Below are 24527 nucleotides of genomic sequence, written 5' to 3' on the forward strand. Positions count from 1 at the left end.
GAACTCGACCCGGGCGTTTGGCCTAATGCCACGCCCGTCCCCCTACAAGTCCACCCCGAACATCTCCCTGGCCTGCTCGGCCGTATAGTAACCAAGCCTGACATCCTCGGCGATCTGCTTCGGGTCGCGCTCGCGCGGATCGCCATAGCCGCCGCCGCCTGGCGTGCCCACACGCACGCGGTCGCCGGCCTTGAGCGCGATGTCCTGCTCCTTGGAAAGATGCGGTGGCACATGCGCTTCGCCGTTCCGGAACACAGTCACGCTGTTCGGCTCGCCATCCCTGCCGCCGAGCGCGCCCTGTGGTCCGAAGCGGCCATGGTCCATGACGAAGGACGCACGCGCCTCGCCGCGCAATATCTCCACCTCATAGGCAAGCCCGAAGCCGCCGCGATGCTTGCCCGCGCCGCCGGAGCCTTCACGCAGCGCGTAGTGGCGGTAGAGCACCGGAAAGGCCTGCTCCATGATCTCGACCGGCGGCGACTTCGAGATGCCGATGGTCGAGCAGCCATTGCTCAGTCCGTCATGGCCCGCATTGCCGCCATAGCCGCCGCCGGAGATCTGGTACATGACATAGTCGCGGCCGCGCGCCGGATCGTTGCCGCCGAGCGCGAAATTGCCGCTGGAGCCGGCGGGCGCCGCCGTCACCTTTTCCGGCAGCGCCTGTACCATGGCCGCGAACACCGCTTCGGCGATGCGTTGCGACACTTCCGCCGCGCAGCCTGATACGGGCCGCGGATATTTTGCGTCGAGGAATGTGCCTTCCGGCCGCTTGACGATGAGCGGCTCGAAGGCGCCGGCGCTGATCGGCACTTCCGGGAAGATATGGCGCATGGCGAGGTAGACGGACGACAAGGTCGTCGCCAGCACGCTGTTCATCGGGCCGGCGCAAGGTTTCGATGAGCCGGCAAAGTCGAAGGTCAGCGTGTCGCCCTGCTTCTCGACGGCGAGATCGATGGTCAGCGGCTCGTTCACCACCCCGTCGGAATCGACGAAGGCCTGCGAGCGATAAACGCCGTCCGGTATGACGACGATCGAGGCGCGCATCTGCTCGGCGGCGCGGCGGCGCAGTTCCGCGATCGCCTCGACGACGGTTTCGTCACCGTAACGATCCAGGATTTCATTGAGCCTGTCCTGGCCGATCAGCAATGCGGCGGCCTGCGCGCGGATGTCGCCGATACGCTGGTCGGCGACCCGGATGTTCGAGCAGATGATGGCGTAGATCTCGGGATCGAGCGCGCCCTTCTTGAACAGTTTCACCGGCGGCAGCCGCAGCCCTTCCTGTTCGACCGCGGTGGCAGAGGCCGAAAAGCCGCCCGGCACCGAGCCGCCGATATCAGGCCAATGACCGGTGTTGGAAAGCCAGCAGAAGATCTTGCCGCCGCGATAGACCGGCATGACGAAGCGCACATCCATCAGATGCGTGCCGCCGAGATAGGGATCGTTGACGATGTAGATGTCGCCCGGATCCGGCGCCAGGCACCGCCCGTCGGCGATCATCTCGATCACGGTCTTGGTGGAATACTGCATGACGCCGACGAACACCGGCAGGCCCTGGCTGCCTTGCGCGATCAGCGAACCGTCGACCCCCGAATAAATGCCGTCCGAGCGGTCGTTGGCTTCCGCGATGACCGGCGAGAAGGCCGCGCGGGAAAAGGTCAGGTCCATCTCGTCGCAGACCTGCTGCAGTGCGGCCTGCAGCACCGAAAGCGTGATCGTGTCGAGTTTTGCCCCAAACGCTGGCATTGTCAGGCCTCGCCGATGTCGATGATGATGTTGCCGTCCGCATCCGAGCGCGCCCGGTCGCCGGGTTCGAGCACAGTCGTGGCGTCCATCTGTTCGAGAATCGCCGGTCCCTCGATCACGGCGTCGAGCGGCAGCTTTTCGCGCGCATAGACCGGCGTGTCGTACCAGCGACCGTCGTACCAGACCGGCCGGATCTCGCGCCGCGCTTCCTCAAGCGTTGCCCCGCGGCCTGCCGGGTCGATCAGCCGCGACAGGTCGATCTGCGGCCGCACGCCGGTGACCGAGGTGTTGAGGTTGACGAGGTTGGCGCGGATTTCGGGCAGCTCGACCTTGAAACGGGAGAAATAGGCCTTTTCGAACAGAAGCTGCAGCGTTTCTCGTGATACCGAGGACGAGGGCAGCGGCACGTTGATGATGTGCGTCTGGCCGACGAACTGCATGTCGGCGGAATGCGTGACGCGGATCGCGTCCGGCTTCACCGCTTCCTTGGCGATCAGCGCCTCGCCTTCGTTACGGTGCCGTTCCAATAACTCGCGAAGCGAAGCTTCATCGAGCCCACCGACCGGCTGGTTGATGGTGTTGACAAAGTCGTGGCGCAAATCCGCGACGACGCAGCCGAGCGCATTGGTGATGCCGGGGCGCGCCGGCACCAGCACCCTGGGCAGGCCGAGTTCGCGGGCGAGCGCCGTCGCATGCAGCGGTCCGGCGCCGCCGAAGGCGAACAGCGCGAAATCGCGCGGGTCGTGGCCGCGCGACACCGACACCATGCGGATGGCGCCCGCCATCTTCATGTTGCCGAGCCGCAGCACCGCGCCGGCGGCTTCGACGCCGGAAAGGCCGGTGCGCTTGCCAATCTTGTCCTCGAAGATCGAGGTCACGCGCTCGACGGTGACCGGATTGTCGACGGCGAGCAACTTCTTCGGCGCCAGGCGGCCGAGCACCAGATTGGCGTCGGTGATGGTCGGTTCCATACCGCCGCGCCCGTAGCAGATCGGGCCTGGATTGGCGCCGGCGCTTTCCGGGCCGATCTGGATCAGCCCGGCCGCGTCGACGCGCGCGATCGAGCCGCCGCCGGCGCCGACCGTGTGCACCGCCACCATCGGCACATGGATCGGCATCGCATATTCGATCTCGATCTCGTTCGACACGGCGGGTTCCGCGTTGCGGATCAGCGCCACGTCGGTCGATGTGCCGCCCATGTCGTAGGTGACGAGGTTGCCGAAGCCGGCGCGTTTTCCCGTATAGGCGGCGGCGATCACGCCGGAGGCCGGGCCGGACATCACGGTCTTGGCCGATTCCAGCGTGACGAAACGGGCCGAGATCATGCCGCCATTGCCGTTCATGATCAGGAAGTCGCGGGCGTAGCCTTTCGCGCCAAGCTCCTTGCGCAGCCGCTCGACATAGCGCTCCAGGATCGGCTGCACCGAGGCGTTGACGGCAGCCGTCACGCCGCGCTCGAACTCGCGCGCTTCCGAGAGCAGCGCATGTCCGGTGGTGATGTGGCCGTTCGGCCAGACCTCCGCCGCGATCTCGGCGGCCCGCCGCTCATGCGATGGGTTGGCGTAGGAGTGCAGGAAATGGATGACCAGCGACTCGCAGCCGGCGTCGAGCAGCTTTTTCACTGCGTCGCGCATCTCGGCTTCGTCGAGTTGAATGCGCACGGCGCCCGACGCCTCGACCCGCTCCGACACTTCGAGCCGAAGGTCGCGGGGAATGACCGGCACGAAAGTTCCCGTCATGCCATAAGCCTGCGGCCTTGTTCGGCGGCCAAGTTCGATCACGTCGCGAAAGCCGCGCGTGGTGATCATGCCGGTCCGCGCCAGCCGGCGCTCCAGCACGGCGTTGGTGGTGGTCGTCGTGCCATGCACGATGAGGTCGATGCCGTCGATCGGAAAACCGGTGGCGCCAAGTGCTGCGACCACGCCGAAGGCCTGGTTCTCCACCGTGGTCGGCGTCTTGGCGATATGGACCTTGCCGCCAGCCTTGCCGTCGATCAAGAGCAGATCGGTGAAGGTCCCGCCGACATCGATGCCGGCAACGACGCTTCCAGCCGGCGCCGAAAATTTCTCACTCATTGCCGAAACCCGAAATGCCAGAACTACGGATATGCCTTGGTTTGGAAAGGCGTTTTACGCTGCCATCTTGACCTGAAGATCATTTGTATACTAATAAATTCCCGACACAAGAGCTTACCGCTTGGCAGTGTGTGAGGAGCACGCCGGAACCTGACCGTTCGGGCGCGCAGGAAAAAGTTTGGCGCCCAGTGCGTTCCATCTGGGCCGGAAAGTTGGGTTGGAATGAACACGACATCCGCGTTGAACGTCGCAGGCTCGAAGCCGCTGCAGTTCCCGATCCCGGCCAATGTCTACGCCGAGACCGTGGTGTCGGTGAAGCATTACACCGACCGGCTGTTCTCCTTCCGCATCACCCGCCCGCAGTCGCTGCGCTTCCGCTCCGGCGAATTCGTCATGATCGGCCTGCCCAATGCCGACAAGCCGATCTTCCGCGCCTATTCGGTCGCCAGCCCCGCCTGGGACGACGAGCTCGAATTCTTCTCGATCAAGGTGCCGGACGGTCCGCTGACCTCCGAGCTGCAGAAGATCCAGGTCGGCGACACCGTCATCATGCGCCAGAAGTCGACCGGCACGCTGGTGCTCGACGCGCTGACGCCTGCCAAGCGCGTCGTCATGATCTCGACCGGCACCGGCATCGCGCCCTTTGCCAGCCTGCTGCGCGACCCCGATACCTATGAGAAGTTCGACGAGGTCATCCTCACCCATACCTGCCGCGACAATGCCGAGCTTACCTACGGCCAGGAACTGGTGGCCGGGCTCGAAAACGACCCGCTGATCGGCGAGCTGACCGGCGGCCACGTCACGCTCTACAATTCGACGACGCGGGAAGAGTCGGCGCGAATGGGCCGCATCACCGCGCTGATCGGCTCGGGCAAGTTCTATTCCGACCTCGGCATCGACAAGCTCAATCCCGAGACCGACCGCATCATGATCTGCGGCTCGATGCACATGCTGAAGGACGTCAAGGAACTCGCCGAGAGCCTCGGCTTCCAGGAAGGTTCCTTAAGCCATCCGGCAAGCTTCGTCGTCGAGCGCGCCTTCGTCGGCTGAGACATATCGCGGTCCGCCAGCTCTGTTGGAGGCGTCTGAGATTAGCGGCGACATTCGCGCTTCGTCATTCTAGGGCGGAGCAAGGAGCGGAGCGACGCGCGCAGACCTTAGAATCCATGCCGTTACGCCAAGGCGTTGCGGCGGTTACAGAATTCTGCACCGTTGCACTCTGCGGCAGAGGTCACGGCACGGATACTCGGGTCAAGCCCGAGTATGACGAAGGGATGGGCGTTGCGGCCAATCTCCAACGCCGGGAGCGCCTACCCAGCATGATGTTTTGACCATACGGTCAAAAATCAGCTGCTCTTGCCGCCTTTTTCCGCTATGACCCACTGAAGGACTCGTGAAGCATCGCTTCGCGGGTTATCTTCGGCTGAGGTCGCTGAGTGAAAGGGCAGGAGATGAGCACGATCCGCGAAGCAGGCGCTGGCGCTTCCAAGGTGATGCCGCTGCCGGCGCGCGCTGCCGCCAACACGCCGCTGCCGCTGGAGCACGGTATTGCCCGCAACCCCGGCATGAAGCTCGATCTCGGCTTCCTGGAATCGGTGCGCAGCGTCAACCGCTCGGCGCTAGAGCGCCGCGTCGCCACGCTGACCAAGCGGCGCTCGATCAAAGCCGACAACCAGGCGGCCTGGCTGCTGCGGGCCATCGCCTGCATGGATCTGACAACGCTGAACTCCAACGACACCGACGAGCGCGTGCGCCGGCTCTGCGCCAAGGCGATCAATCCGCTACGCAAGGATATCGTCGAGGGTCTGGGCATATCAGGCGAAACCATCCGCCCGGCGGCGGTCTGCGTCTACCATCCCTTCGTCGCCACCGCGGTCGACGCCGTGCGCGGCACCGGCGTCCATGTCGCCGCCGTCTCGACCGCTTTCCCGCACGGCCTTGCGCCGCTCTCGACCCGCCTGCAGGAGATCGAGGCCTCGGTGAAGGACGGCGCCGACGAGATCGACGTCGTCATCCCGCGCGGCCTGGTCTACGGCGCCAAATGGCGCGAGCTGTTCAACGAGATCGTCGCCATGCGCGCTACCTGCGGCGATGCGCATCTCAAGGTCATCCTTGGCACCGGCGACCTCGCCACGCTGCGCAACGTCATGCTTGCCTCCATGGTGGCGATGATGGCAGGGGCGGACTTCATCAAGACGTCGACCGGCAAGGAAAGCGTCAACGCCACGCTCCCCGTCGGCCTTGCCATGGTGCGCGCCATCCGCGCCTATTTCGAGGAGACCGGCTACCTGATCGGCTTCAAGCCGGCGGGCGGCATCTCCACCGCCAAGGTCTCGCTGGACTGGCTGGTGCTGATGAAGGAAGAGCTCGGCCGGCCGTGGCTCGAGCCGGACCTGTTCCGCTTCGGCGCGTCCAGCCTGCTCACCGACATCGAACGCCAGCTCGAGCATCATTTGACCGGGCATTACTCGGCCAACCATCGCCACGCGATGGCGTAGGGCGAAGGCCTTGAGCGCCGAGTTCCTTCGCGCCCCCCTCTGTCCTGCCGGACATCTCCCCCACTTGTGGGGAGATTGGCTGTCATCGATGATTTCGCCAATCACCGACGTTGCAGGACGGCAGCCGCCAGGCGTGAAGGCTGATCTCCCCCCTTGTGGGGGAGATGTCCCGCAGGACAGAGGGGGGCGCGAAGGATCGCCTGCCAAGACGATTACCAGGAGCATGTTATGAACATCCTCGAACGCTATCACGCCATGGAATACGGCCCGGCGCCGGAAGCCCGCAACGAGGCCGATGCCTGGCTTGCCGCGCGCGATTTCTCCAAGGCCCTGTTCATCGACGGCGCCTGGAAAGCGGCGGCCAGCGGCAAGACTTTTGAGACCAGCGAACCGTCCTCGGGCAAGCTGCTTGCCAAGATCTCGGATGCTGGCGCCGCCGACATCGATAGCGCGGTCGCTGCTGCGGCAAAAGCGCTGCCGAAATGGTCGGCATCCTCGGGCTATGCCCGCGCAAAAGTGCTCTATGCCATCGGCCGCGCCATGCAGCGCCACCAGCGCCTGTTCGCGGTGCTGGAATCGATCGACAATGGCAAGCCGATCCGCGAGAGCCGCGACATCGACGTGCCGCTGGCGATCCGCCATTTCATCCATCATGCCGGCTGGGCGCAGGCGCTCGAGAAGGATTTTCCCGACCACAAGCCGGTCGGCGTCGTCGGCCAGGTCATCCCGTGGAATTTTCCGCTGCTGATGCTGGCCTGGAAGATCGCGCCGGCTCTTGCCGCCGGCTGCACGGTGGTGCTGAAGCCGGCTGAATTCACGCCGCTCACCGCCATCCTGTTCGCCGAGATCTGCGAGCGGGCGGGCGTGCCGAAAGGCGTCGTCAACATCGTCCAGGGCGGGCCGGAAGCGGGTGCCGCCATCGTCAATCATCCCGGTGTCCAGAAGATCGCCTTCACCGGTTCATCCGAAGTCGGCAAGATCATCCGCAAGGCGACGGCCGGCTCAGGGAAAAAACTGTCGCTGGAGCTTGGCGGCAAGTCGGCCTTCATCGTCTTCGAGGATGCCGATCTCGACAGCGCCGTCGAAGGCCTGGTCGACGGCATCTGGTTCAACCAGGGCCAGGTCTGCTGCGCCGGCTCGCGCCTCCTGGTGCAGGAGGGCATTGCGGAAGCACTTATCGCCAAGATCAAGGTCAGGATGAGCCGGCTGCGGGTCGGCAGCCCGCTCGACAAGAACACCGACATCGGCCCGTTGGTCGACCGCAGCCAGCTCGACCGTGTCAAGGGCCTGATCGCCGAAGGCGCCAAGCAAGGCGCCGTCTGCTGGCAGCCGGACGCCGCGCTGCCGGCAACCGGCTATTATCATCTGCCGACGCTGGCGACGTCTGTTTCGCCGGCTAATATTCTGGCGCAGGAAGAGGTCTTCGGGCCGGTGCTGGCGACGATGAGCTTCCGCAACACCGAGGAAGCGATCGAGCTTGCCAATAACACGCGATACGGCCTCGCCGCTTCGGTGTGGAGCGAGAACGTCAACCTCGCGCTGCATGTCGCGCCGCAATTGAAGGCAGGCGTCGTCTGGGTCAACGGCACCAACATGTTCGACGCCGCCTGCGGCTTCGGCGGCTATCGCGAAAGCGGCTTCGGCCGCGAAGGCGGCCGCGAAGGCATGTTCGAATATCTCACCGCCAAGCTGCCGGTCGGCCCGGCCATCAAGCCGGCCGCGGCTGGCTCGGCCCAGCCGGTCGAGCAGGCCGACGGCTTGGCCATCGACCGCACGGCAAAGCTGTTCATCGGCGGCAAGCAGGTGCGGCCGGACGGCAATTACTCGCTTGCCGTCGCCAGTGCCAAGGGCAAGCTGGCCGGCGAAGTCGGTCTCGGCAACCGCAAGGATATCCGCGACGCCGTCGCCGCTGCCCGCGCCTGCAAGGCCTGGCCGGATGCGACGGCCTTCAACCGCAGCCAGGTGCTCTATTATCTTGCCGAAAATCTGTCCGGCCGCGCCGACGAGTTCGCCGCGCGTCTTGTCCAACTGACCGGCGTCGCCGCCAAGGCTGCGCGCGAAGAGGTCGAGCAGTCGATCGAGCGGTTGTTCCTCTATGCCGGCCTCACCGACAAGTTCGAGGGCCGCGTCCATCAGCCGCCGGCCCGTGTCGTGACGCTTGCTCTGCATGAGCCGGTGGGTGTCGTCGGCATCGTCGCGCCCGACAATCAGCCGTTGCTTAACTTCGTCTCGCTGGTCGCGCCGGTGCTCGCCATGGGCAACGCCGTGGTCGCCGTTCCGTCGGAGCGCCACCCGCTTTTGGCCACCGATCTCTACCAGGTGATCGAATATTCCGACATTCCGGCTGGCGCCATCAACATCGTCACCGGCCGCAGCGCCGAGCTGGCCGGCGTGCTGGCCAAGCATGACGATGTCGACGGGCTCTGGGTGTTCGCCGACGCCGAGACCTGCGCTAAAGCGGAGGCCGACTCCATCGGCAATTTGAAGCGCGTCTGGACCGGCAATGGCCGCTCGCTCGACTGGGCGTCGGACGAAGCTGCCGGCGAGGCTTTCCTGCGGCGCGCCATCGAGGTCAAGAACGTCTGGGTTCCCTATGGCGACTGAAGCCCTTCGCACGAGGCGCGTCCGCAACCTTGCGGCAATGATGTCGGCGCGCCGGAGCCCGTCTGGTCGCTGTCGCGAAGGTGATGGCGTTCGGGCTTGACGCTCGGGCGCGTGTTCTTTAACGAGAAAAAACATCTTTATCTGTGAAGCAGGGACTTAGGCCGCACGATGCTGGCGGTCTGGCACACGACGCCGGGGCTGGCCATCGATAGAGGCGGACGCACTAAAGCATTTCCAGGAAAGTGTGAGCGGTTTTCCGTCCGGAATTGCATCAAAACAAGGAGATAGAGCGGTTCGCCGTTTCCGTGAAACGGTCAGACGCTCCAGGCAGGCGAGGAGAAGAACATGGCGGATCTGGCGGGTAAGGTGGTTGTGGTCACCGCGGCGGCGCAAGGCATCGGCCGGGCGAGCGCGCTGGCTTTCGCCAAGACGGGCGCGACCGTTCACGCCACCGATATCAACGAGCCGCTGCTGGCCGAGCTGGGCAAGACGCCTGGCATCAAGATACGCAAGCTCGATGTGCTGAACGATGCGGCCGTCGCTACTGCCTTCGCCGAGATCGGCCAAATCGACGTGCTGTTCAACTGCGCCGGTTTCGTCCATGGCGGCTCCATCCTCGAGATGAAGGACGAGGACCTCGACTTCGCGCTCAACCTCAATGTCCGTTCGATGATCCGCACCATCCGTGCCGTGCTGCCCGGCATGCTGGAGCGTGGCGACGGCTCGATCATCAACATGGCGTCGCTTGCCAGCTCGCAAAAGGGTGTGCCGAACCGCTTCGCCTACGGCCTGACCAAGGCGGCCGTGGTCGGCCTGACCAAGGCGGTCGCCGCGGACTATGTCGCCAAGGGCATACGCTGCAACGCCATCTGCCCGGGCACCGTCGAAAGCCCGTCGCTACAGGACCGCATGCATGCCCAGGGCGACTATGAGGCGGCGCGCGCGGCTTTCATCGCCCGCCAGCCCATGGGCAGGCTTGGCACGCCGGAGGAAATCGCCGATCTCGCCGTCTACCTTGCCGGCGCCACCTACACCTCGGGGCAGGCCTACAACATCGACGGCGGCTGGTCGATCTGAGGGATCGGAACGGGCTTGGCAGGAGATCGGGGTTCTGCATCCATCAGTCTGAAAATCCCTTTCGCCAGATCGCCCGATGCGGCGTTCGCGCTTGCCGGAGATCAGATCGATGGCTACGGTCCGCCCGGCTTTCGCGACGTCACCCCAATCGAAACGAATTTTGCAAAATGGCTTCAGGCCGCACCTTAGGAGAAGAATGATGAAGTTGTTGCGCTATGGCGAAGTCGGCAGCGAAAAACCCGGCCTGCTCGATGCGGATGGGATGATCCGCGACCTTTCTGCTCATGTCGCCGATATCGCCGGCACGACTCTTCATCCGGCCTCGCTGGAGATGCTCTCGAAGCTCGATCCGAAGTCGCTGCCGGTGGTTTCCGGCAAGCCGCGCCTGGGCGCCTGTGTCGCCGGCACCGGAAAATTCATCTGCATCGGCCTCAACTATTCCGATCACGCCGCTGAGACCGGGGCTACCGTGCCGTCCGAGCCGATCATCTTCATGAAGGCAAGCTCGGCGATCGTCGGGCCGGATGACGACGTTTTGATCCCGCGCGGCTCGGCCAAGACCGACTGGGAGGTCGAGCTCGGCGTCGTCATCGGCAAGACGGCGAAGTATGTCTCGGAAGAGGACGCGCTGGATTATGTTGCCGGCTACTGCGTTGCTCACGACGTTTCCGAGCGCGCCTTCCAGGCCGAGCGTCAGGGCCAGTGGACCAAGGGCAAGTCCTGCGACACCTTCGGCCCGACCGGCCCGTGGCTGGTGACCAAGGACGAGGTCGCCGATCCGCAGAACCTCAAGATGTGGCTGACCGTCAACGGCAAGACGATGCAGAACGGCTCGACCAAGACCATGGTCTACGGCGTGAAGTATCTGGTGTCCTATCTCAGCCAGTTCATGTCGCTGCATCCCGGCGACATCATCTCCACCGGCACGCCGCCCGGCGTCGGCCTCGGCATGAAGCCGCCGGTGTTCCTGAAGGCCGGCGACGTCGTGGAACTCGGCATCGAAGGGCTCGGCCAGCAGAAGCAGACGTTCAAGGCGGACGAGTAACGCAGACTTTCCGTTCTCTCCTTTTGGTATTCCGGAAGTAAGAAGATGGTTTCGCGCCCTTCCTCTCCCCCCTCCGGAGGGAGAGGAAAGAAACTCCGCCTACTTCAACACCTTCCCATCCGCCCCAAACCTGTACGTCTTCGCCGCATCGGGCGTCGCATAGAGCGTCGCGCCCGGCTCGGCATTGTAGACGCCGAAGATGCGCACCGTGATCAGCCCGGCCTTCTCGCAGTCGAGATAGAGGTTGGTGTCGGCGCCGAGATGCTCGGCATGCACGACCGTGCCTTTCCAGGCGCCGGACTTCGTATCGACCGTCAGATGCTCCGGCCGCACGCCGATGGTCTTCGCCGTCTCGCCGAGCCTGGCGCCGTCGATAAAATTCATCTTCGGCGAGCCGATGAAGCCGGCGACGAATTCATTAGCCGGCGAATTGTAGAGCTCCATCGGGCTGCCGATCTGCTCGATGCGGCCGGCATTGAGCACGACGATCTTGTCGGCCAGCGTCATCGCCTCGACCTGGTCGTGGGTGACGTAGATCATCGTCGCCTTCAGCCGGCGGTGCAGCTGCGCGATCTCAAGCCTGGTGTTCACGCGCAAGGCGGCATCGAGGTTGGACAACGGTTCGTCGAACAGGAACAGCTTCGGCTCGCGCACCACGGCGCGGCCGATGGCGACGCGCTGGCGCTGGCCGCCAGACAGTTCCGCCGGCCGGCGCTCGAGATAGGGCTCGAGCGACAGCATCGCGGAAGCGATCTTGATGCGCCGCTCGATCTCGGCCGCCGGCGTGCCGGCCTGCTTCAGGCCCAGCGCCATGTTGTTCTTCACCGTCAGATGCGGATAGAGCGCGTAGGTCTGGAACACCATGGCGATGCCGCGCTTCGCCGGAGGCGTGATCGAGACATCGGCGCCGTCGATCAGCACGCGGCCGGAGGTCGAGTCCTCAAGCCCGGCGATGACGCGCAGCAGCGTCGATTTTCCGCAACCGGACGGGCCGACGAAGACGACGAACTCGCCGTCCGTCACCTCGAGGTCGATGCCCTTCAGAACCTCGACCGGCCCGAAAGCCTTCTTCACATTCTCGATCTTCAGCGAGCCCACGGCTTCGTTCCTGTTCTAGAGTTTGACGGCGTTGCCTGTGCGCACGCTCTCGTCGGCGGCGAGGCAGACGGCGAGCGATTTCACGGCATCATCCATGTGGCGGGTGAGGTCGATATTTTCGCGGATGGCCTTGAGCAGGAAGGCTTGCTCCAAATCGCAGAGCTCCTGATGCCCCGGCTCGCCTTCCATCGACAGCAACTGGTCTTCCCTGGCGAATTTACCGTCCGGTCCGGTCTCGGCGCTGTGCAGCCGGATCGTCGAGGTCTTGGTGTGGGTGTCGATGTCGTCGGACTTGACGCCCTCCTTCATCACGATCGACACACAGCCCTTGGGCGACATCACATCCTTCACGAAGAAGGCCGTCTCCGAGATCATCGGCCCCCAGCCGGCCTCGTACCAGCCGACCGAGCCGTCCTCGAACAGCACCTGCAGGTGCCCGTAATTGTACATCGACGGCGCCACCTCGTCGCTCAGCCGCACCCCCATGCCGCGCACTTCGACCGGCCTGGCGTCGGTGATCTGCAGCATGACGTCGAGATAGTGCACGCCGCAGTCGACGATCGGCGAGGTCGTCTGCATCAATTGCTTGTGCGTCCCCCAGGTATGGCCGGAGGATTGCTGGTTGAGGTTCATGCGGAAGACATATGGCCCGCCGAGCTTGCGCGCCTCGGCGATCAGCCGCACCCAGGACGGATGGTGGCGCAGGATATAGCCGATCACCAGTTTCCTGCCGTTGGCCTTGGCGGCGTCGACGACACGTTTCGCGTCGGCAACCGTCGTCGCCAGCGGCTTCTCGACGAAGACATGGCAGCCGGCCTCGAAGGCCCTGACCGCATAATCGGCATGGCTGTCGGAATAGGTGGCGATCGCCGCGACGTCGGGCTTCTCGTCGCGCAACGCGTCCTCGAAGGAGCGTCTGATGCCGTAGTTCCCGAGCCCGTCCGGCAGCGGCACGTCGGAACGGTTGACGAGTGCGGCGATCTCGAAGCCCGGATTGGTGTGGTAGGCGAGCGCATGGCTGCGGCCCATATTGCCGAGGCCGGCGACGACAACGCGAAGGGGTTTTTCCGAGCTCACTTGACCGCCCCCGACGTGATGCCGCGGATCAGCTGCCGCGAGAAGATGACATAGAGGATCAGCACCGGCAGGATCGCCAGCGACAGCGCCGCCAGGATCGCGTTCCAGTTGGTGACGAACTGGCCGAGAAAGAGCTGCGCGCCGAGCGTCACGGTCTTGGTCTCTTCCGAAGGCGCCAGGATCAGCGGGAACCACAGATCGTTCCAGATCGGGATCATTGTGAAGACGGCGACGGTCGCCATCGCCGGCCGCACCAGCGGCAGCACAAGGCGGAAGAAGATCGTATATTCCGAGAGCCCGTCTATGCGGCCTGCGTTCTTCAGGTCGCTGGACACCTGCTTCATGAATTCCGACAGGATGAAGATCGCCAGCGGCAGCCCCTGCGCTGTGTAGACCAGGATCAGCGCCGTCAGCGTGTTGACCAGCCCGCTCGCCACCATCAATTGCAGGATGGCGACGGTGCCGAGCCTGATCGGGATCATGATGCCGAGCGCCAGGTAAAGACCCATCAGCGTGTTGCCGCGGAAGCGGTATTCCGACAGCGCGAAGGCGGCCATCGCCCCGAACAGCAGCACGAAGAACAGCGAGGCGACGGTGACGACGAGGCTGTTCTGGAAATAGTGGAAGAAATCGCCCTGGCCGAACACCGTGGTGTAGCCGATCAGGTCGAAGGTCTTCGTCGTCGGCGGCGTCAGCGGCGCGCCGAAAATGCCCGCGCGAGACTTGAACGAATTCATCACCACCAGGATCACCGGAAACAGCGCGATCGCCGTGTAGGTCAGCAGGATCGCATGCGCGCCGATGGTGCGGGGAAGCGAACGGGTGGCTGTGCTCATGGCGCGCCTCAGAACTGGTAGCGACGCAGGCGCGTCTGCACGAGGAACAGGTAGACGCAGACGCCGGCCAGGATGATCAGGAACATGATCGTGGCGATCGCGGCTCCCATGTTGGGATCGCCGACCTGCAGCTGGAAGCCGAAGAAGGCGCGGTAGAGGAAGGTGCCGAGGATGTCGGTCGAATAATTCGGTCCGGCGAGCGCGCCTTGCGCGGTGTAGATCAGGTCGAAGGCGTTGAAATTGCCGACGAATGTCAGGATCGAGATGATGCCGATCGAGGGCAGGATCAGCGGCAGCTTGATCTTCCAGAACTGCGCCATGCCGGTGACGCCGTCGCATTCGGCCGCCTCGATTACCTCGTCGGGGATCGACAGAAGCGCCGCGTAGATCAGCATCATCGGGATGCCGACGAACTGCCAGACCGACACCAGGCTGAGCGCGGTGAGCGCATATTGCTCCTTGCCGAGCCATGGCGTGAACAGGCTCTTCAGGCCGACGAAATCGAGCAGATGCGGCGCCACGCCCCACAGCGGCGACAGAATCAGCTTCCAGGCGAAGCCGACGATGACGAAGGATAGGATCGTCGGCACGAAGATCGCCGTGCGGTAGAAGGCGGTGAAGCGCAGCGTGGGGCTGGAAAGCAGCGCCGCGAGCAGGATGCCGATCGGGTTCTGCACCAGCATGTGGATGATGAAGAACCAGACATTGTTCCGCAGCGCATTCCAGAAATTCACCGACCAGTTCGGATCGCCGAACAGCGTGCGGAAATTGCCCAGTCCGACAAAGACCTGGGACTGGTCTATGTTGCGGAACAGCGAGAGCTGCAGCGTGCCGAACAGCGGCAGGATCATGAATGCGGTGTAGACCAGCACCGCCGGCGCCAGGAAGACGCCGACATGCCAGCGTATCGGTCTTTTCGGTCGCGTTTCTGCAGCCATGAGTTCGGTAGCCATGAGTTCGGTTCCCCGCCGTCTCTGGGTTCCAGTTCGGTTGATGCTAGCTGATGCCTCGATGCACGGCCCCGCTTGTCCCCTTCGAGGAGAAAGACAAGGCCAGCGACAGATCGGCTCCGTCTTCCCCGCAAGGTGAGGGTAAGACCGGGAGGCTGCGCCGACAATCGCTATCTGGAGCTGTTTGAATGCCGGCCGGGCCCGCGCCCGGCCGGCATCGCAATCGATGCTCCTATTTCGCCGGCTTGTACCAGCTGTCGAGGCCGGCCTGCAGCTTCTTGGCCGCGGCTTCCGGGGTATCGGTGCCGTTGATCACATTGGCCGATTCGACCCAGGTCTCGTTCTCGAGGTTCGGCGTGCCGCGCGACAGGATCTGGTAGGTCGAGCGGATCGTCGACTTGCACTTGCCGCGCCAGGAAACGAACTCCTGCGCCAACGGGTCTTCCATCTTCACCGGCGAGGAGTTCAGGCTGAAGAAGCCCGGCAGCGCGTTGGCGTAGATGGTGGCGAAATCCGGCGAGGCCACCCAGGACAGGAAGGTCTTTGCCGCATCCGCGTGCTTGGAAGCAGCGTTCAGGCCCATGCCGATGTCGGTATGGTCGGAGATGTAGCAGGTGTCGCCGGCCTTCTCCACCGGCGGCGGGAAGGCGCCCATCTTGAACTGCGCCTGGGTGTTGAACAGGCCGATTTCCCACGAGCCGGCCGGGTAGATGGCGGCGCGGCCGAGCGTGAACAGGTTCTGGCTGTCCGGATAGGTCTGCGCCTCGAAGCCGTCGCCGAGATACGGCTTCCACTTGGCCAGTTCCTCATACGGCGCGACCCAGTCCTTGTCGGTCAGCTTCTGCTCGCCCTTGATCAGGGCCGCGCGGCCGTCCTCGCCCTTCCAGTAGTTCGGGCCGATGTTCTGGTAGCCCATGGTCGCGGCTTCCCAGAGGTCCTTGGTGCCCATCGCCATCGGGATGTAGGTGCCGTCGGCCTTGATCTTGTCGAGCACGGCGAAGAACTCGTCGCGGGTCGTCGGCACCTTGAGGCCGAGCTTGTCGAACGCGTCCTTGTTGTAGATGAAGCCGTGGATGACCGAGGCCATCGGCACGCAGAAGCTCGACTTGCCGTCGTCGGTCTGCCAGGCGGACTTGGCGACGGGCGAGAAGTTTTCCATGCCCGGCAGCGAGCTAAGGTCGGCGAGGTTGCCCTTCTTGAACAACTCGAGCGACTTGTCGAAGGGACGGCAGGTGATCAGGTCGCCCGCCGAGCCGGCGGCGAGCTTGGCGCCGAGGGCCGCGTCATACTCGGTCGGGGCCGAAGGCGCGAACACCACCTTGATGCCGGGGTTCTTGGCCTCGAAGGCCGGGATCAGCTTGTCCTTCCAGATGGTCAGGTCGTCGCCGCGCCAGCTTTCGATGTTGAGCGTTACGTCCTCGGCCAGCGCCATCCCGGTCGTGCCGAGGATGCTTGTGCCGAGCAGAAGGGCCGTCAGTAGTTTGGTCTTCATCTTCAGTCTCCCTGTTGACCTTTTTCAGGTTCCGTTTTGATGAGAACAGGGGCTCAGCGCCCCTTGCTCCCCTCGCAAGCCCGTTTCACCCCGATGGAAATCAGGATGAAACAGGCTCTACTTCTTTGTTAGGGCATGATCTTTTCCGAAAAGCGGGTTCCACTTTTCGGGATCATGCCCCAGCGCGGAAAGCGCCGGCCGAAGCTTCTGGCCGGTTCCTTCCAGTATCTTCTCGGCCGCGTCGGCGTTGGCGGCGCCGGCGGCGAGCAGAATGGCGGTCTTGACGACGCCACCGCTTTCCTCGAGCAGGCGGGCGGCGTCGTCGCGGCTCTTGCCGCTGATGGCGGCGACCATGCGTACGGCGCGGTCGCGCAGCTTGATGTTGTCGGCGGTGAGATTGATCATGTAGCCGTCATGGACATGGCCGAGATGGATGGCGGCGAGCGTCGACAGCATGTTGAGCGCGATCTTCTGCGCGGTGCCCGCGCCCATGCGCGTCGAGCCGGCGATCAGCTCCGGGGGCGTTTCGAGCAGGATGGCGACGTCGGCTTGCTTGAACAGCGCGGCGCCCCGGTTGTTGGCGATGGCGATGGTGGCGGCGCCCCGGCGCCGCGCGTCCTGCAGCGCCTGGACCGCATAAGGGGTCGAGCCGCTGGCGGAAATGGCGATCAGGCAGTCGCCCTTGCCGATATCGGCCGCGGCAACGGCCGCCGCCGCTTCCCCGGTGTCGTCCTCCGGTCCGCCGGCCAGTGTGCGGAAGGCCTCGTCGCCGCCGGCGATCAGGATGGCGATGCGGTCGCGCGCAATGCCGAACGTGCCGGGCAGTTCCAGCGCATCGGCCAGCGCCATAAGGCCGGAGCTGCCGGCCGCCGCATACGCGAGCTTGCCGCCGCTCTTCAACTGCGTCGCGATGAGTTCGGCGGCAACGGCGATTGCCGGAATGGCGCCGTGCACGGCCTTGCTGGCCTCGATCTGGGCGTTGGCCAGGAACGCCAGAATGGCTTCGGGGGCCTGGACATCCAGCCCTTCGGCATTCTGGTGGAGCGCTTCCGTGCGCGTCTCGGCCATCCGTTTTCCTCCAACTGAGCGAACAATACCAAAAAAATACCACTTGTCCACACGCATTAACGAATTTCAGGCAGGGGAACTTGCTTGCCGGCAAATTACCGTGGGTTTTCAATAAAATACACCTTAATCTTTTTTGAACCGAAATTAACTCTTGGCTATTGGTATTTTATTGGTATTATCCGGGCCGAGGAGAAAATCGCGTGAAATTCGTGCTCGGCATCGATGGCGGCGGCACCAGCTGCAGGGCGGCCCTTGCGACCGTCGACGGCGCTGTCGTCGGCCGCGCCAAAAGCGGCGCCGCCAACATCCGTACCGACCTCACCGGCGCCCGCGCCAACATCGTCGAGGCGGCCAGGCAGGCTTTCCTCGCCGCCGGCCACGATCCGGAGCTGATCCCGCGGACACCTGCCATCCTTGGCCTCGCCGGCGCCAATGTCGGCACCTATCGGCAGCAGCTCGAGGCAATCCTGCCTTTCAGCCAAAGCCGTGTCGAAACCGATGCCGAGATCGCGCTCGAAGGCGCGGTCGGTTCCGGCGACGGCGCCATGGCCATCTTGGGCACCGGCACCGCCTATATGGCGCGTAAGGACGGCAAGTCGCGCGCCATCGGCGGCTGGGGTTTCCAGGTCGGCGACCAGGGCAGCGGCGCCCGCATCGGCCGCGACCTGCTCGAGCAGACGCTGCTTGCCTATGACGGCATTCGTCCAGGCTCCCCCTTGACCGACGCCATGCTCGCCGTCTTCCGCAACAATCCGGAAGACGTGGTCGAATTCACCACCAACGCCAAGCCGGGCGATTTCGGCGGCTTCGCGCCAAAGGTCTTCGACCATGCCGAAAAGGGCGATCTCGTCGCCAATTGGATCCTCGGCAAGGCGGTGGCCGATGTCGAGGCTTCGCTCGGCGCGCTCGATCTCGCCGAAGATGCCCCGCTCTGCCTGCTCGGCGGCCTGGCGCCGCTTTACGCGCCGCGCCTGTCGGCGCGCTACCAGGCGCTGCTGAAAGCTCCGCTCGACGACGCGCTCGGCGGCGCCGTGCAGATGGCCTTGCGCATGTTCGCTTCTGGCGCGGAGGCGCCGCCATGAGCGCCGCCGACCAGATCTTCGCCATGCTGAAAGAGTCTTCGCAAAGCGGCGCGCCGCTCTATTTGCAGCTCAGGCGCAGCATCGAGGAAGCGGTCAATCGCGGCCTGATCGGTCCTGGCGATGCGCTGCCGTCCGAGCGTGACATCGCCAGCAAGGCCGATATCTCGCGCGTCACCGTGCGCAAGGCTGTGCAGGACCTGGTCAAGGGTGGCATCCTCGTGCAGCGTCATGGCTCGGGCACCTTCGTCGCTCCGCGCATGGAGCGCGTCGAGCAATCGCTGTCGCGGCTCACCTCCTTCACCGAGGACATGGCGCGCCGCGGCATGAACGTGCGCTCCGTCTGGCTGGACCGCGGCCTCTATGCGCCGTCGCCGGATGAGATGATGGTGCTGGGCCTGTCCTCGACCGAGCTGGTGGCGCGCGTCGCGCGCCTGCGCATCGCCAACGACACGCCGCTGGCGATCGAGCGCGCCGCGCTCTCGGCCAGCGTCCTGCCCGACCCCGAGGCGATCGGCTCCTCGCTCTATGCGGCGCTGGGCACGACCGGCAATCGCCCGGTACGCGCCGTGCAGCGCATCTCGGCCACCAATCTCGGCGACGCCGATGCGCGCCTGCTGGAAGTGCCGCCGGGGGTTGCCGGTCTGCAGATCGAGCGCATTTCCTATCTGGCGAGCGGCAAGGTGATCGAATTCACCCGCTCGGTCTACAGGGGCGACGCCTATGATTTCGTCGCGGAACTCCGGCTGACCGGGCCGGGAGAGGAGATCCGGCAATGATGGCAAACACCACCCATATGCGGCGCGAGATCGATGAGATCCCTGAAGCCGCCGCCCGCCTTCTCGACGGCTCGGCTTCGGCGCTGGCCGAGGCGGGCCGCGGCCTGCGCGAGCGCGATCCCCATTTCGTCGTCACCGTGGCGCGCGGCTCGTCCGACCACGCCGCGACCTTCATGAAATATGCCGTCGAATTGACGGCGGGTCTTGCGGTCGCCTCGGTCGGGCCGTCGATCGCGTCCATTTATGGCGCCAAGCTCAGGCTGCGCGGCTCCGCATGCCTGGCGGTCTCGCAGTCGGGCAAGAGCCCCGACATCGTCGCCATGGCAGAAACGGCAAGGGCCGGCGGCGCGCTCACCGTCGCCATCACCAACACGGCCGACTCGCCGCTGGCGCGCGCCTCGGATTATGCCATCGACATCCTGGCAGGGCCGGAACGCTCCGTCGCCGCCACCAAGACCTTCGTCAATTCGGCCGTCGCCGGCCTGGCGCTGATGGCGCACGCGACCGACGACCAGCCGTTGCTGAAGGCGCTCGCCGGCCTGCCTGGCCATTTCGAGAAGGCGATCGCCTGCGACTGGATGGCGCTTGCCGGCGCGCTGGAGAACCCGCAGTCGCTGTTCATCCTCGGCCGCGGCCCATCCTTCGCGATCGCCAGCGAGGCGGCGCTGAAGTTCAAGGAAACCTGCGCCATGCACGCCGAGGCCTACAGCGCCGCAGAGGTCATGCATGGGCCGCTGGCGCTGGTCGGACCGGGTTTCCCGGTTCTGGCGCTTGCCGCGCGCGATGCGTCCGAACCCTCGGTCGCCGAGGCGGCCGACGGGCTGACGGCCAAGGGCGCGGCCGCCTTCATCACCTCCGACAAGGCGAAGGCCGCGAAACTCCTGCCGCATGTCGCCACCGGCCACCCGCTGACCGATCCGCTGCCGCTGATCGTGTCCTTCTACGGCTTCGTCGAGGCCTTCGCGCGCCATCGCGGCCTCGACCCCGACACGCCGCGCAACCTGCGCAAAGTGACGGAAACCGTATGAGCGACCGTTTCGCACTCACCAGCGCCCGCATCTTCGACGGTGCCGACTGGCATGACAACGCCGCCCTTGTCGTCAAGGGCGACGCGGTCGAGGCCATCCTGCCCGCAGGCGCGATTCCGTCCGGCGTTCCGGCGGTCGAGACCGGTGGTGGCCTGCTGGTGCCTGGTTTCGTCGACATCCAGGTCAATGGCGGCGGCGGCGTGATGCTCAACGACCATCCCGACGTCGCCTCGATTGAGACCATCTGCCGGGCGCACGCGCCCTTCGGCACCACCGCGCTGCTGGTGACGCTGATCACCGACACGCCGGCCGTCACCGCCGCCGCCATCGCCGCCGGCGCCGAGGCGGCCCGGGAAAAGGCGCCGGGCTTCCTCGGCCTGCATCTGGAAGGGCCGCATCTCTCCGTAGCCCGCAAGGGCGCGCATGATCCGGCGCTGATCCGGCCGATGACCGATGCCGACCAGGCCGCGCTCATTGCGGCGCGCAAAGAGCTTCCGGTGCTGCTTACCACGATCGCCCCGGAATCGGTCGAACCGGCCCGTGTCACGGCGCTGGCCAAGGCCGGCGTCGTCGTCAGTCTCGGCCATAGCGATACCGACTATTCGACCGCCAGCGCCTTTGCCGGCGCCGGCGCCACGGTGGTGACGCATCTGTTCAACGCCATGAGCCAGATCGGCAACCGCGAGCCGGGTCTGGCCGGTGCTGCGATCGACACCGGCGGCTTGTACGCCGGCATTATCGCCGACGGCATCCATGTCCATCCCGCGACGATGATCCTGGCGCTGCGCGGCAAGCAGGGGCCGGGCAAGATCGTCCTGGTCACCGACGCCATGGCGACGATCGGCACCGATATGACGTCGTTCACGCTGAACGGCCGCACCATTTACCGCAAGGACGGCAGCCTCAGGCTTGCCGACGGAACGCTGGCCGGCGCCGACCTGGACATGATTTCCGCCGTCCGCTTCGTCCACCGCGTCGTCGGGCTGGAGCTCGACGAGGCCTTGCGCATGGCCTCGCTCTACCCGGCCGAGGCAATCGGCCAGGCGCACCGCCTCGGCCGTTTCGCCAACGGCACCGCCGCCGACATTGTCGGCCTGTCGGAAGGGCTGGATGTCAGGGACGTCTGGATCGGCGGCAAGAAGGCGTTTGGGGCGTAGGCCTCCGCGATTTTCGTCATCCTCGGGCTTGACCCGAGGATCCATTCCGCGACCACTCCGCAGAGCACAACGGTGCAGAATTCTGTAACCGTTGCAACACTTTAGCGTCACGGCATGGATTCTAGGGTCTGCGCGCGTCGCTTCGCTCCTTGTTCCGCCCTAGAATGACGAAGCGATGGGCGTTTCGGCTAACCTCGGAGGCCTGCGGCTCGATAATCGTTAGCCGGCTCCACGCACCGCATAGATATCCTTGTACGACTCGCGCAGCACGTTCTTCTGCACCTTGCCCATCGTGTTGCGCGGCAGTTCGTCGACGAAGATCACCTGCTTCGGATGCTTGTATTTCGCCAGTCGGCCGGCGATGGCGCCGGCAATGTCGGCGGCGCTGATCGCCGATCCCGGGTTGCGCACCACGACCGCGGTGACACCTTCGCCGAAATCCGGATGGGCGACGCCCACAACCGCGCTTTCGCTGACGCCGTCGAGCGCGTCGATTTCGCTCTCGATCTCCTTCGGATAGACATTGTAGCCGCCCGAGATGATCAGGTCCTTGCCGCGCCCGACGATGTGGACATAGCCGTCGGCATCGATCAGGCCGAGGTCGCCGGTGATGAAGAAGCCGTCGTCGCGGAACTCGGCCCTGGTCTTTTCGGGCATGCGCCAATAGCCGGCAAAGACGTTTGGACCCTTGACCTCGATCATGCCGATCTCGCCCTGGGCCAGCGGCTCGGCGGTCTCGGGGTTGGTGATGCGCAATGAGACGCCGGGCAAGGGGAACCCGACCGTGCCGGCGCGCCGTTCGCCGTCATAGGGATTGGACGTGTTCATATTGGTCTCGGTCATGCCGTAGCGCTCGAGGATGGCGTGGCCGGTGCGCTCGCGCCAGGCCTTGTGCGTCTCGGCGAGCAGCGGCGCCGAGCCGGAGATGAAGACCCGGATGGCGCTGGCCGCTTCGCGCGTCAGGCCGTGCTGCTGCAACAGCCGTACATAGAAGGTCGGCACGCCCATCAGCGCGGTCGCGCGCGGCATCAGCGACAGGATGCGCGCCGGATCGAATTTCTGCTCGAAGAACATTTTCGCCCCGGCCATCAGGATGACGTTGGTGGCCACGAACAGGCCGTGCGTGTGGAAGATCGGCAGCGCATGGATCAGCACGTCGTCGGCGCCGAAGCGCCACTGCTCGACCAGCACGCGGGCATTGGAAGCAAGGTTCTCGTGGCTGAGCATCGCGCCCTTGGAACGGCCGGTCGTGCCGGACGTGTAGAGGATAGCGGCAAGATCGTCCGGCCCGCGCGCGACATCGCTGAAATCCGCCGCCTGCCGCGAAGCCTGGCTGGCGAGCGTTCCCTGCCCGTCGCGGCTGAGCGTGAGCACCGTCGCGCCGATCGATGCGGCAAGCGGCTCGACGCCCGAAAGACGGTCCGGATCGCACACGATCAGCCTCGGCTCGGCGTCGCGGAAGAAATAGTCGAGCTCTGGCAGCGTGTAGGCGGTGTTGAGCGGCAGGAAGACCGCGCCGGCGCGTAACGTGGCGAGATAGAGCAGCGCCGCCTCCGGGCTCTTCTCGACCTGGACGGCGACGCGGTCGCCGGGCTCGACGCCGGCCTGCGCCAGCGCATGCGCCAGTTGCGCCGACTTCGCCAGCATGTCGCCATAGGTGATCGAACGGCCGTCATCCGTCTCCATCAGCAGCCGGTCTGGCGCCGGCATATGGGAACGGAAAGCGCCGAAGAGATGATTGGTCATGAAATGTCCTCTGGAGCAATTCGAGGAGAGGCGGTTTTCATTCCGAATTGCGTCAAAACAAGGAGTTAGAGCGGTTCTCCGTTTCCGTGAAACGGCGAACCGCTCTGGCGTACGCCGGATGGCTCATGCGTTGCGCTGCCCGAGCGAATATCAGATTTGGTGGCCGGAGAAAAACGGCGCGGCAGTTATCTGCGGCGCCCTTTGGCGACGCCGGCCTTCGGATCATAACCCTGCGCGAAGCGTTCCATGCACATCGCCGCGGTGAGGCGGTAATGATTGAGAAGCGCCTCGACCGCGCCGTCGGCGTCGCCATCCAGCGTGCGCTCGGCAATCATGCGGTGCTCGTCAAGATCGTCGCGTCCCATGCCCGGCGCGTTTTGCGAGATCAGGCGGTAGCGCGAAGCCTGATCGGAAAGCTGATCGCAAAAGCCGATCAACCAGTGCGACCGGCACGCCGCGATCAGCGCGCGATGGAAGGCGCGGTGCAGCTTCTCCCATTCCGGATTGTTGGTTGCCGGGTCTTCCGGCAGGCGGCGCTCGGCGCGCGCGAGGCGGTGCAGGGCCAGCACCAGCTGCTCTTCCCATTCGGCGGTGCGGTGCGCAATGGATTCGCGCAGCGCTCGCTCCTCCAGCCAGCAGCGCGTACGCGTCAACTCCTCCAACTCCGCGGCGCTGACCGGCATCAGGAAGAAGCCGCGTTGGTCGTGACGGCCGAGCAGGCCCTCGGCGGCCAGGCGGTTGAGCGCCTCGCGCACCGGGGAGGCGCCGGCGCCATAGCGGGAAACGACCCATTCGACACGCAGTTTCGTCTCGGACTCCAGAGCTCCGCGCAGCAAGTCGTCGCGGAGTTGCTGGTAGACCGAACTGGCAAGCGTGCTTTTTGCGCCCTTGCTCTCGCCCGGCTCGGTGTTTCCGTTTGTCAATCGAACTCCTGTTGCTTTGCCCCTGGTTTGCCAGGGCCCCGCGGCGAAGCAATTCCCGTACATATATCATACAGCCGGGCAACGGCGCCTCAAGCGGAAGATGACGATATTCGACTTTAAAACAGGGCGGGCCGTCTATTCATTGAATAAAGTAGAATCTCGGGGAAAAGCCGATAATCCTGCGTCGCTTCCTATATCGAACAGTCGTTCAATTGCCGCGAATAGACAACTCCCGGGAGAGATGGAGCAGTT

At 64.9% G+C, this 24527-nt stretch carries 19 protein-coding genes; 9 read left to right on the forward strand and 10 right to left on the reverse strand.

Annotated elements, in window-relative coordinates:
- Positions 1-42: 42 nt before the first annotated feature.
- Positions 43-1743, reverse strand: coding sequence for a hydantoinase B/oxoprolinase family protein (locus tag FJ418_RS29565; protein WP_140871721.1), 1701 nt, complete (start codon positions 1741-1743; stop codon positions 43-45).
- Between the two features lie 2 nt (positions 1744-1745).
- Positions 1746-3818 carry a hydantoinase/oxoprolinase family protein gene (locus tag FJ418_RS29570; protein WP_140871723.1) on the reverse strand — a complete coding sequence of 691 codons (2073 nt, stop codon included), beginning with the start codon at positions 3816-3818 and terminating at the stop codon, positions 1746-1748.
- Positions 3819-4040: 222 nt separating this feature from the next.
- Here FJ418_RS29570 and FJ418_RS29575 point away from each other — a divergent pair, with 222 nt between their 5' ends.
- The 5 genes from FJ418_RS29575 (at position 4041) to FJ418_RS29595 (ending at position 11042) form a co-directional block, all read left to right on the forward strand.
- The gene (locus FJ418_RS29575) at positions 4041-4868 is read left to right on the forward strand and encodes a ferredoxin--NADP reductase (protein ID WP_140871725.1); all 828 of its coding nucleotides are present in this window, start codon (positions 4041-4043) and stop codon (positions 4866-4868) included.
- A gap of 401 nt (positions 4869-5269) precedes the next feature.
- Positions 5270-6316, forward strand: a complete 1047-nt coding sequence (gene deoC, locus FJ418_RS29580) for a deoxyribose-phosphate aldolase (RefSeq protein WP_140871727.1) — start codon at positions 5270-5272, stop codon at positions 6314-6316.
- A gap of 228 nt (positions 6317-6544) precedes the next feature.
- Positions 6545-8920: an aldehyde dehydrogenase family protein gene (locus FJ418_RS29585; protein ID WP_140853617.1), complete on the forward strand. Its 2376-nt coding sequence runs from the start codon at positions 6545-6547 to the stop codon at positions 8918-8920.
- 345 nt (positions 8921-9265) lie between these two features.
- Complete coding sequence (locus FJ418_RS29590; RefSeq protein WP_140853619.1) at positions 9266-9997, forward strand: SDR family oxidoreductase; 732 nt, start codon at positions 9266-9268, stop codon at positions 9995-9997.
- 199 nt (positions 9998-10196) lie between these two features.
- On the forward strand, positions 10197-11042 hold the full coding sequence (locus tag FJ418_RS29595) for a fumarylacetoacetate hydrolase family protein (protein ID WP_140871729.1): 846 nt from the start codon (positions 10197-10199) through the stop codon (positions 11040-11042).
- Positions 11043-11141: 99 nt separating this feature from the next.
- On the opposite strand, the gene FJ418_RS29600 is transcribed toward FJ418_RS29595, so the two are convergent.
- From FJ418_RS29600 to FJ418_RS29625, 6 genes are all read right to left on the reverse strand, one after another.
- Entirely contained in the window at positions 11142-12140 is a 999-nt protein-coding gene (locus FJ418_RS29600; RefSeq protein WP_140784980.1) for an ABC transporter ATP-binding protein, read from the reverse strand.
- A 15-nt stretch (positions 12141-12155) separates the two neighbouring features.
- Entirely contained in the window at positions 12156-13217 is a 1062-nt protein-coding gene (locus tag FJ418_RS29605) for a Gfo/Idh/MocA family oxidoreductase (protein WP_140871731.1), read from the reverse strand.
- A complete protein-coding gene (locus FJ418_RS29610) occupies positions 13214-14053 on the reverse strand; it encodes a carbohydrate ABC transporter permease (protein WP_140648045.1) in 840 nt (279 codons plus the stop codon). Before FJ418_RS29610 ends, FJ418_RS29605 begins: the two co-directional genes overlap by 4 nt.
- 8 nt (positions 14054-14061) lie before the next feature.
- Positions 14062-14991 (reverse strand): sugar ABC transporter permease, encoded by a 930-nt coding sequence (locus FJ418_RS29615; RefSeq protein WP_140871757.1) that lies wholly within the window; start codon positions 14989-14991, stop codon positions 14062-14064.
- Between the two features lie 244 nt (positions 14992-15235).
- Entirely contained in the window at positions 15236-16495 is a 1260-nt protein-coding gene (locus FJ418_RS29620; RefSeq protein WP_140871732.1) for an ABC transporter substrate-binding protein, read from the reverse strand.
- A gap of 117 nt (positions 16496-16612) precedes the next feature.
- A complete protein-coding gene (locus tag FJ418_RS29625; protein WP_140871735.1) occupies positions 16613-17563 on the reverse strand; it encodes an N-acetylmuramic acid 6-phosphate etherase in 951 nt (316 codons plus the stop codon).
- A gap of 200 nt (positions 17564-17763) precedes the next feature.
- Here FJ418_RS29625 and FJ418_RS29630 point away from each other — a divergent pair, with 200 nt between their 5' ends.
- From FJ418_RS29630 to nagA, 4 genes are read left to right on the forward strand one after another with little or no spacing between them, the layout of a single operon-like run.
- Positions 17764-18645, forward strand: coding sequence for an N-acetylglucosamine kinase (locus FJ418_RS29630; protein ID WP_140871737.1), 882 nt, complete (start codon positions 17764-17766; stop codon positions 18643-18645).
- On the forward strand, positions 18642-19421 hold the full coding sequence (locus FJ418_RS29635) for a GntR family transcriptional regulator (protein ID WP_140659693.1): 780 nt from the start codon (positions 18642-18644) through the stop codon (positions 19419-19421). Before FJ418_RS29630 ends, FJ418_RS29635 begins: the two co-directional genes overlap by 4 nt.
- Positions 19418-20449, forward strand: a complete 1032-nt coding sequence (locus FJ418_RS29640; protein ID WP_140702151.1) for an SIS domain-containing protein — start codon at positions 19418-19420, stop codon at positions 20447-20449. Before FJ418_RS29635 ends, FJ418_RS29640 begins: the two co-directional genes overlap by 4 nt.
- A complete protein-coding gene (nagA, locus tag FJ418_RS29645; RefSeq protein ID WP_140871739.1) occupies positions 20446-21606 on the forward strand; it encodes an N-acetylglucosamine-6-phosphate deacetylase in 1161 nt (386 codons plus the stop codon). Before FJ418_RS29640 ends, nagA begins: the two co-directional genes overlap by 4 nt.
- A 219-nt stretch (positions 21607-21825) precedes the next feature.
- Here the strand turns inward: nagA and FJ418_RS29650 are convergent, their stop codons facing one another.
- Both FJ418_RS29650 and FJ418_RS29655 read right to left on the reverse strand, forming a co-directional pair.
- Positions 21826-23352, reverse strand: coding sequence for a malonyl-CoA synthase (locus tag FJ418_RS29650; RefSeq protein ID WP_140871741.1), 1527 nt, complete (start codon positions 23350-23352; stop codon positions 21826-21828).
- A 185-nt stretch (positions 23353-23537) separates the two neighbouring features.
- A complete protein-coding gene (locus FJ418_RS29655) occupies positions 23538-24275 on the reverse strand; it encodes a GntR family transcriptional regulator (protein WP_246683269.1) in 738 nt (245 codons plus the stop codon).
- Positions 24276-24527: the final 252 nt, after the last annotated feature.

This window comes from Mesorhizobium sp. B2-8-3 (assembly GCF_006440815.1).
GTDB lineage: Bacteria > Pseudomonadota > Alphaproteobacteria > Rhizobiales > Rhizobiaceae > Mesorhizobium.

Coding starts and splice junctions, on each gene's coding strand:
- FJ418_RS29620 (WP_140871732.1), bottom strand. CDS start 16,495: ATGAAGACCAAACTACTGACGGCCCTTCTGCTCGGCACAAGCATCCTC.
- FJ418_RS29570 (WP_140871723.1), bottom strand. CDS start 3,818: ATGAGTGAGAAATTTTCGGCGCCGGCTGGAAGCGTCGTTGCCGGCATC.
- FJ418_RS29590 (WP_140853619.1), top strand. CDS start 9,266: ATGGCGGATCTGGCGGGTAAGGTGGTTGTGGTCACCGCGGCGGCGCAA.
- FJ418_RS29565 (WP_140871721.1), bottom strand. CDS start 1,743: ATGCCAGCGTTTGGGGCAAAACTCGACACGATCACGCTTTCGGTGCTG.
- FJ418_RS29610 (WP_140648045.1), bottom strand. CDS start 14,053: ATGAGCACAGCCACCCGTTCGCTTCCCCGCACCATCGGCGCGCATGCG.
- FJ418_RS29625 (WP_140871735.1), bottom strand. CDS start 17,563: ATGGCCGAGACGCGCACGGAAGCGCTCCACCAGAATGCCGAAGGGCTG.
- FJ418_RS29575 (WP_140871725.1), top strand. CDS start 4,041: ATGAACACGACATCCGCGTTGAACGTCGCAGGCTCGAAGCCGCTGCAG.
- FJ418_RS29595 (WP_140871729.1), top strand. CDS start 10,197: ATGAAGTTGTTGCGCTATGGCGAAGTCGGCAGCGAAAAACCCGGCCTG.
- nagA (WP_140871739.1), top strand. CDS start 20,446: ATGAGCGACCGTTTCGCACTCACCAGCGCCCGCATCTTCGACGGTGCC.
- deoC (WP_140871727.1), top strand. CDS start 5,270: ATGAGCACGATCCGCGAAGCAGGCGCTGGCGCTTCCAAGGTGATGCCG.
- FJ418_RS29640 (WP_140702151.1), top strand. CDS start 19,418: ATGATGGCAAACACCACCCATATGCGGCGCGAGATCGATGAGATCCCT.
- FJ418_RS29615 (WP_140871757.1), bottom strand. CDS start 14,991: ATGGCTGCAGAAACGCGACCGAAAAGACCGATACGCTGGCATGTCGGC.
- FJ418_RS29650 (WP_140871741.1), bottom strand. CDS start 23,352: ATGACCAATCATCTCTTCGGCGCTTTCCGTTCCCATATGCCGGCGCCA.
- FJ418_RS29585 (WP_140853617.1), top strand. CDS start 6,545: ATGAACATCCTCGAACGCTATCACGCCATGGAATACGGCCCGGCGCCG.
- FJ418_RS29635 (WP_140659693.1), top strand. CDS start 18,642: ATGAGCGCCGCCGACCAGATCTTCGCCATGCTGAAAGAGTCTTCGCAA.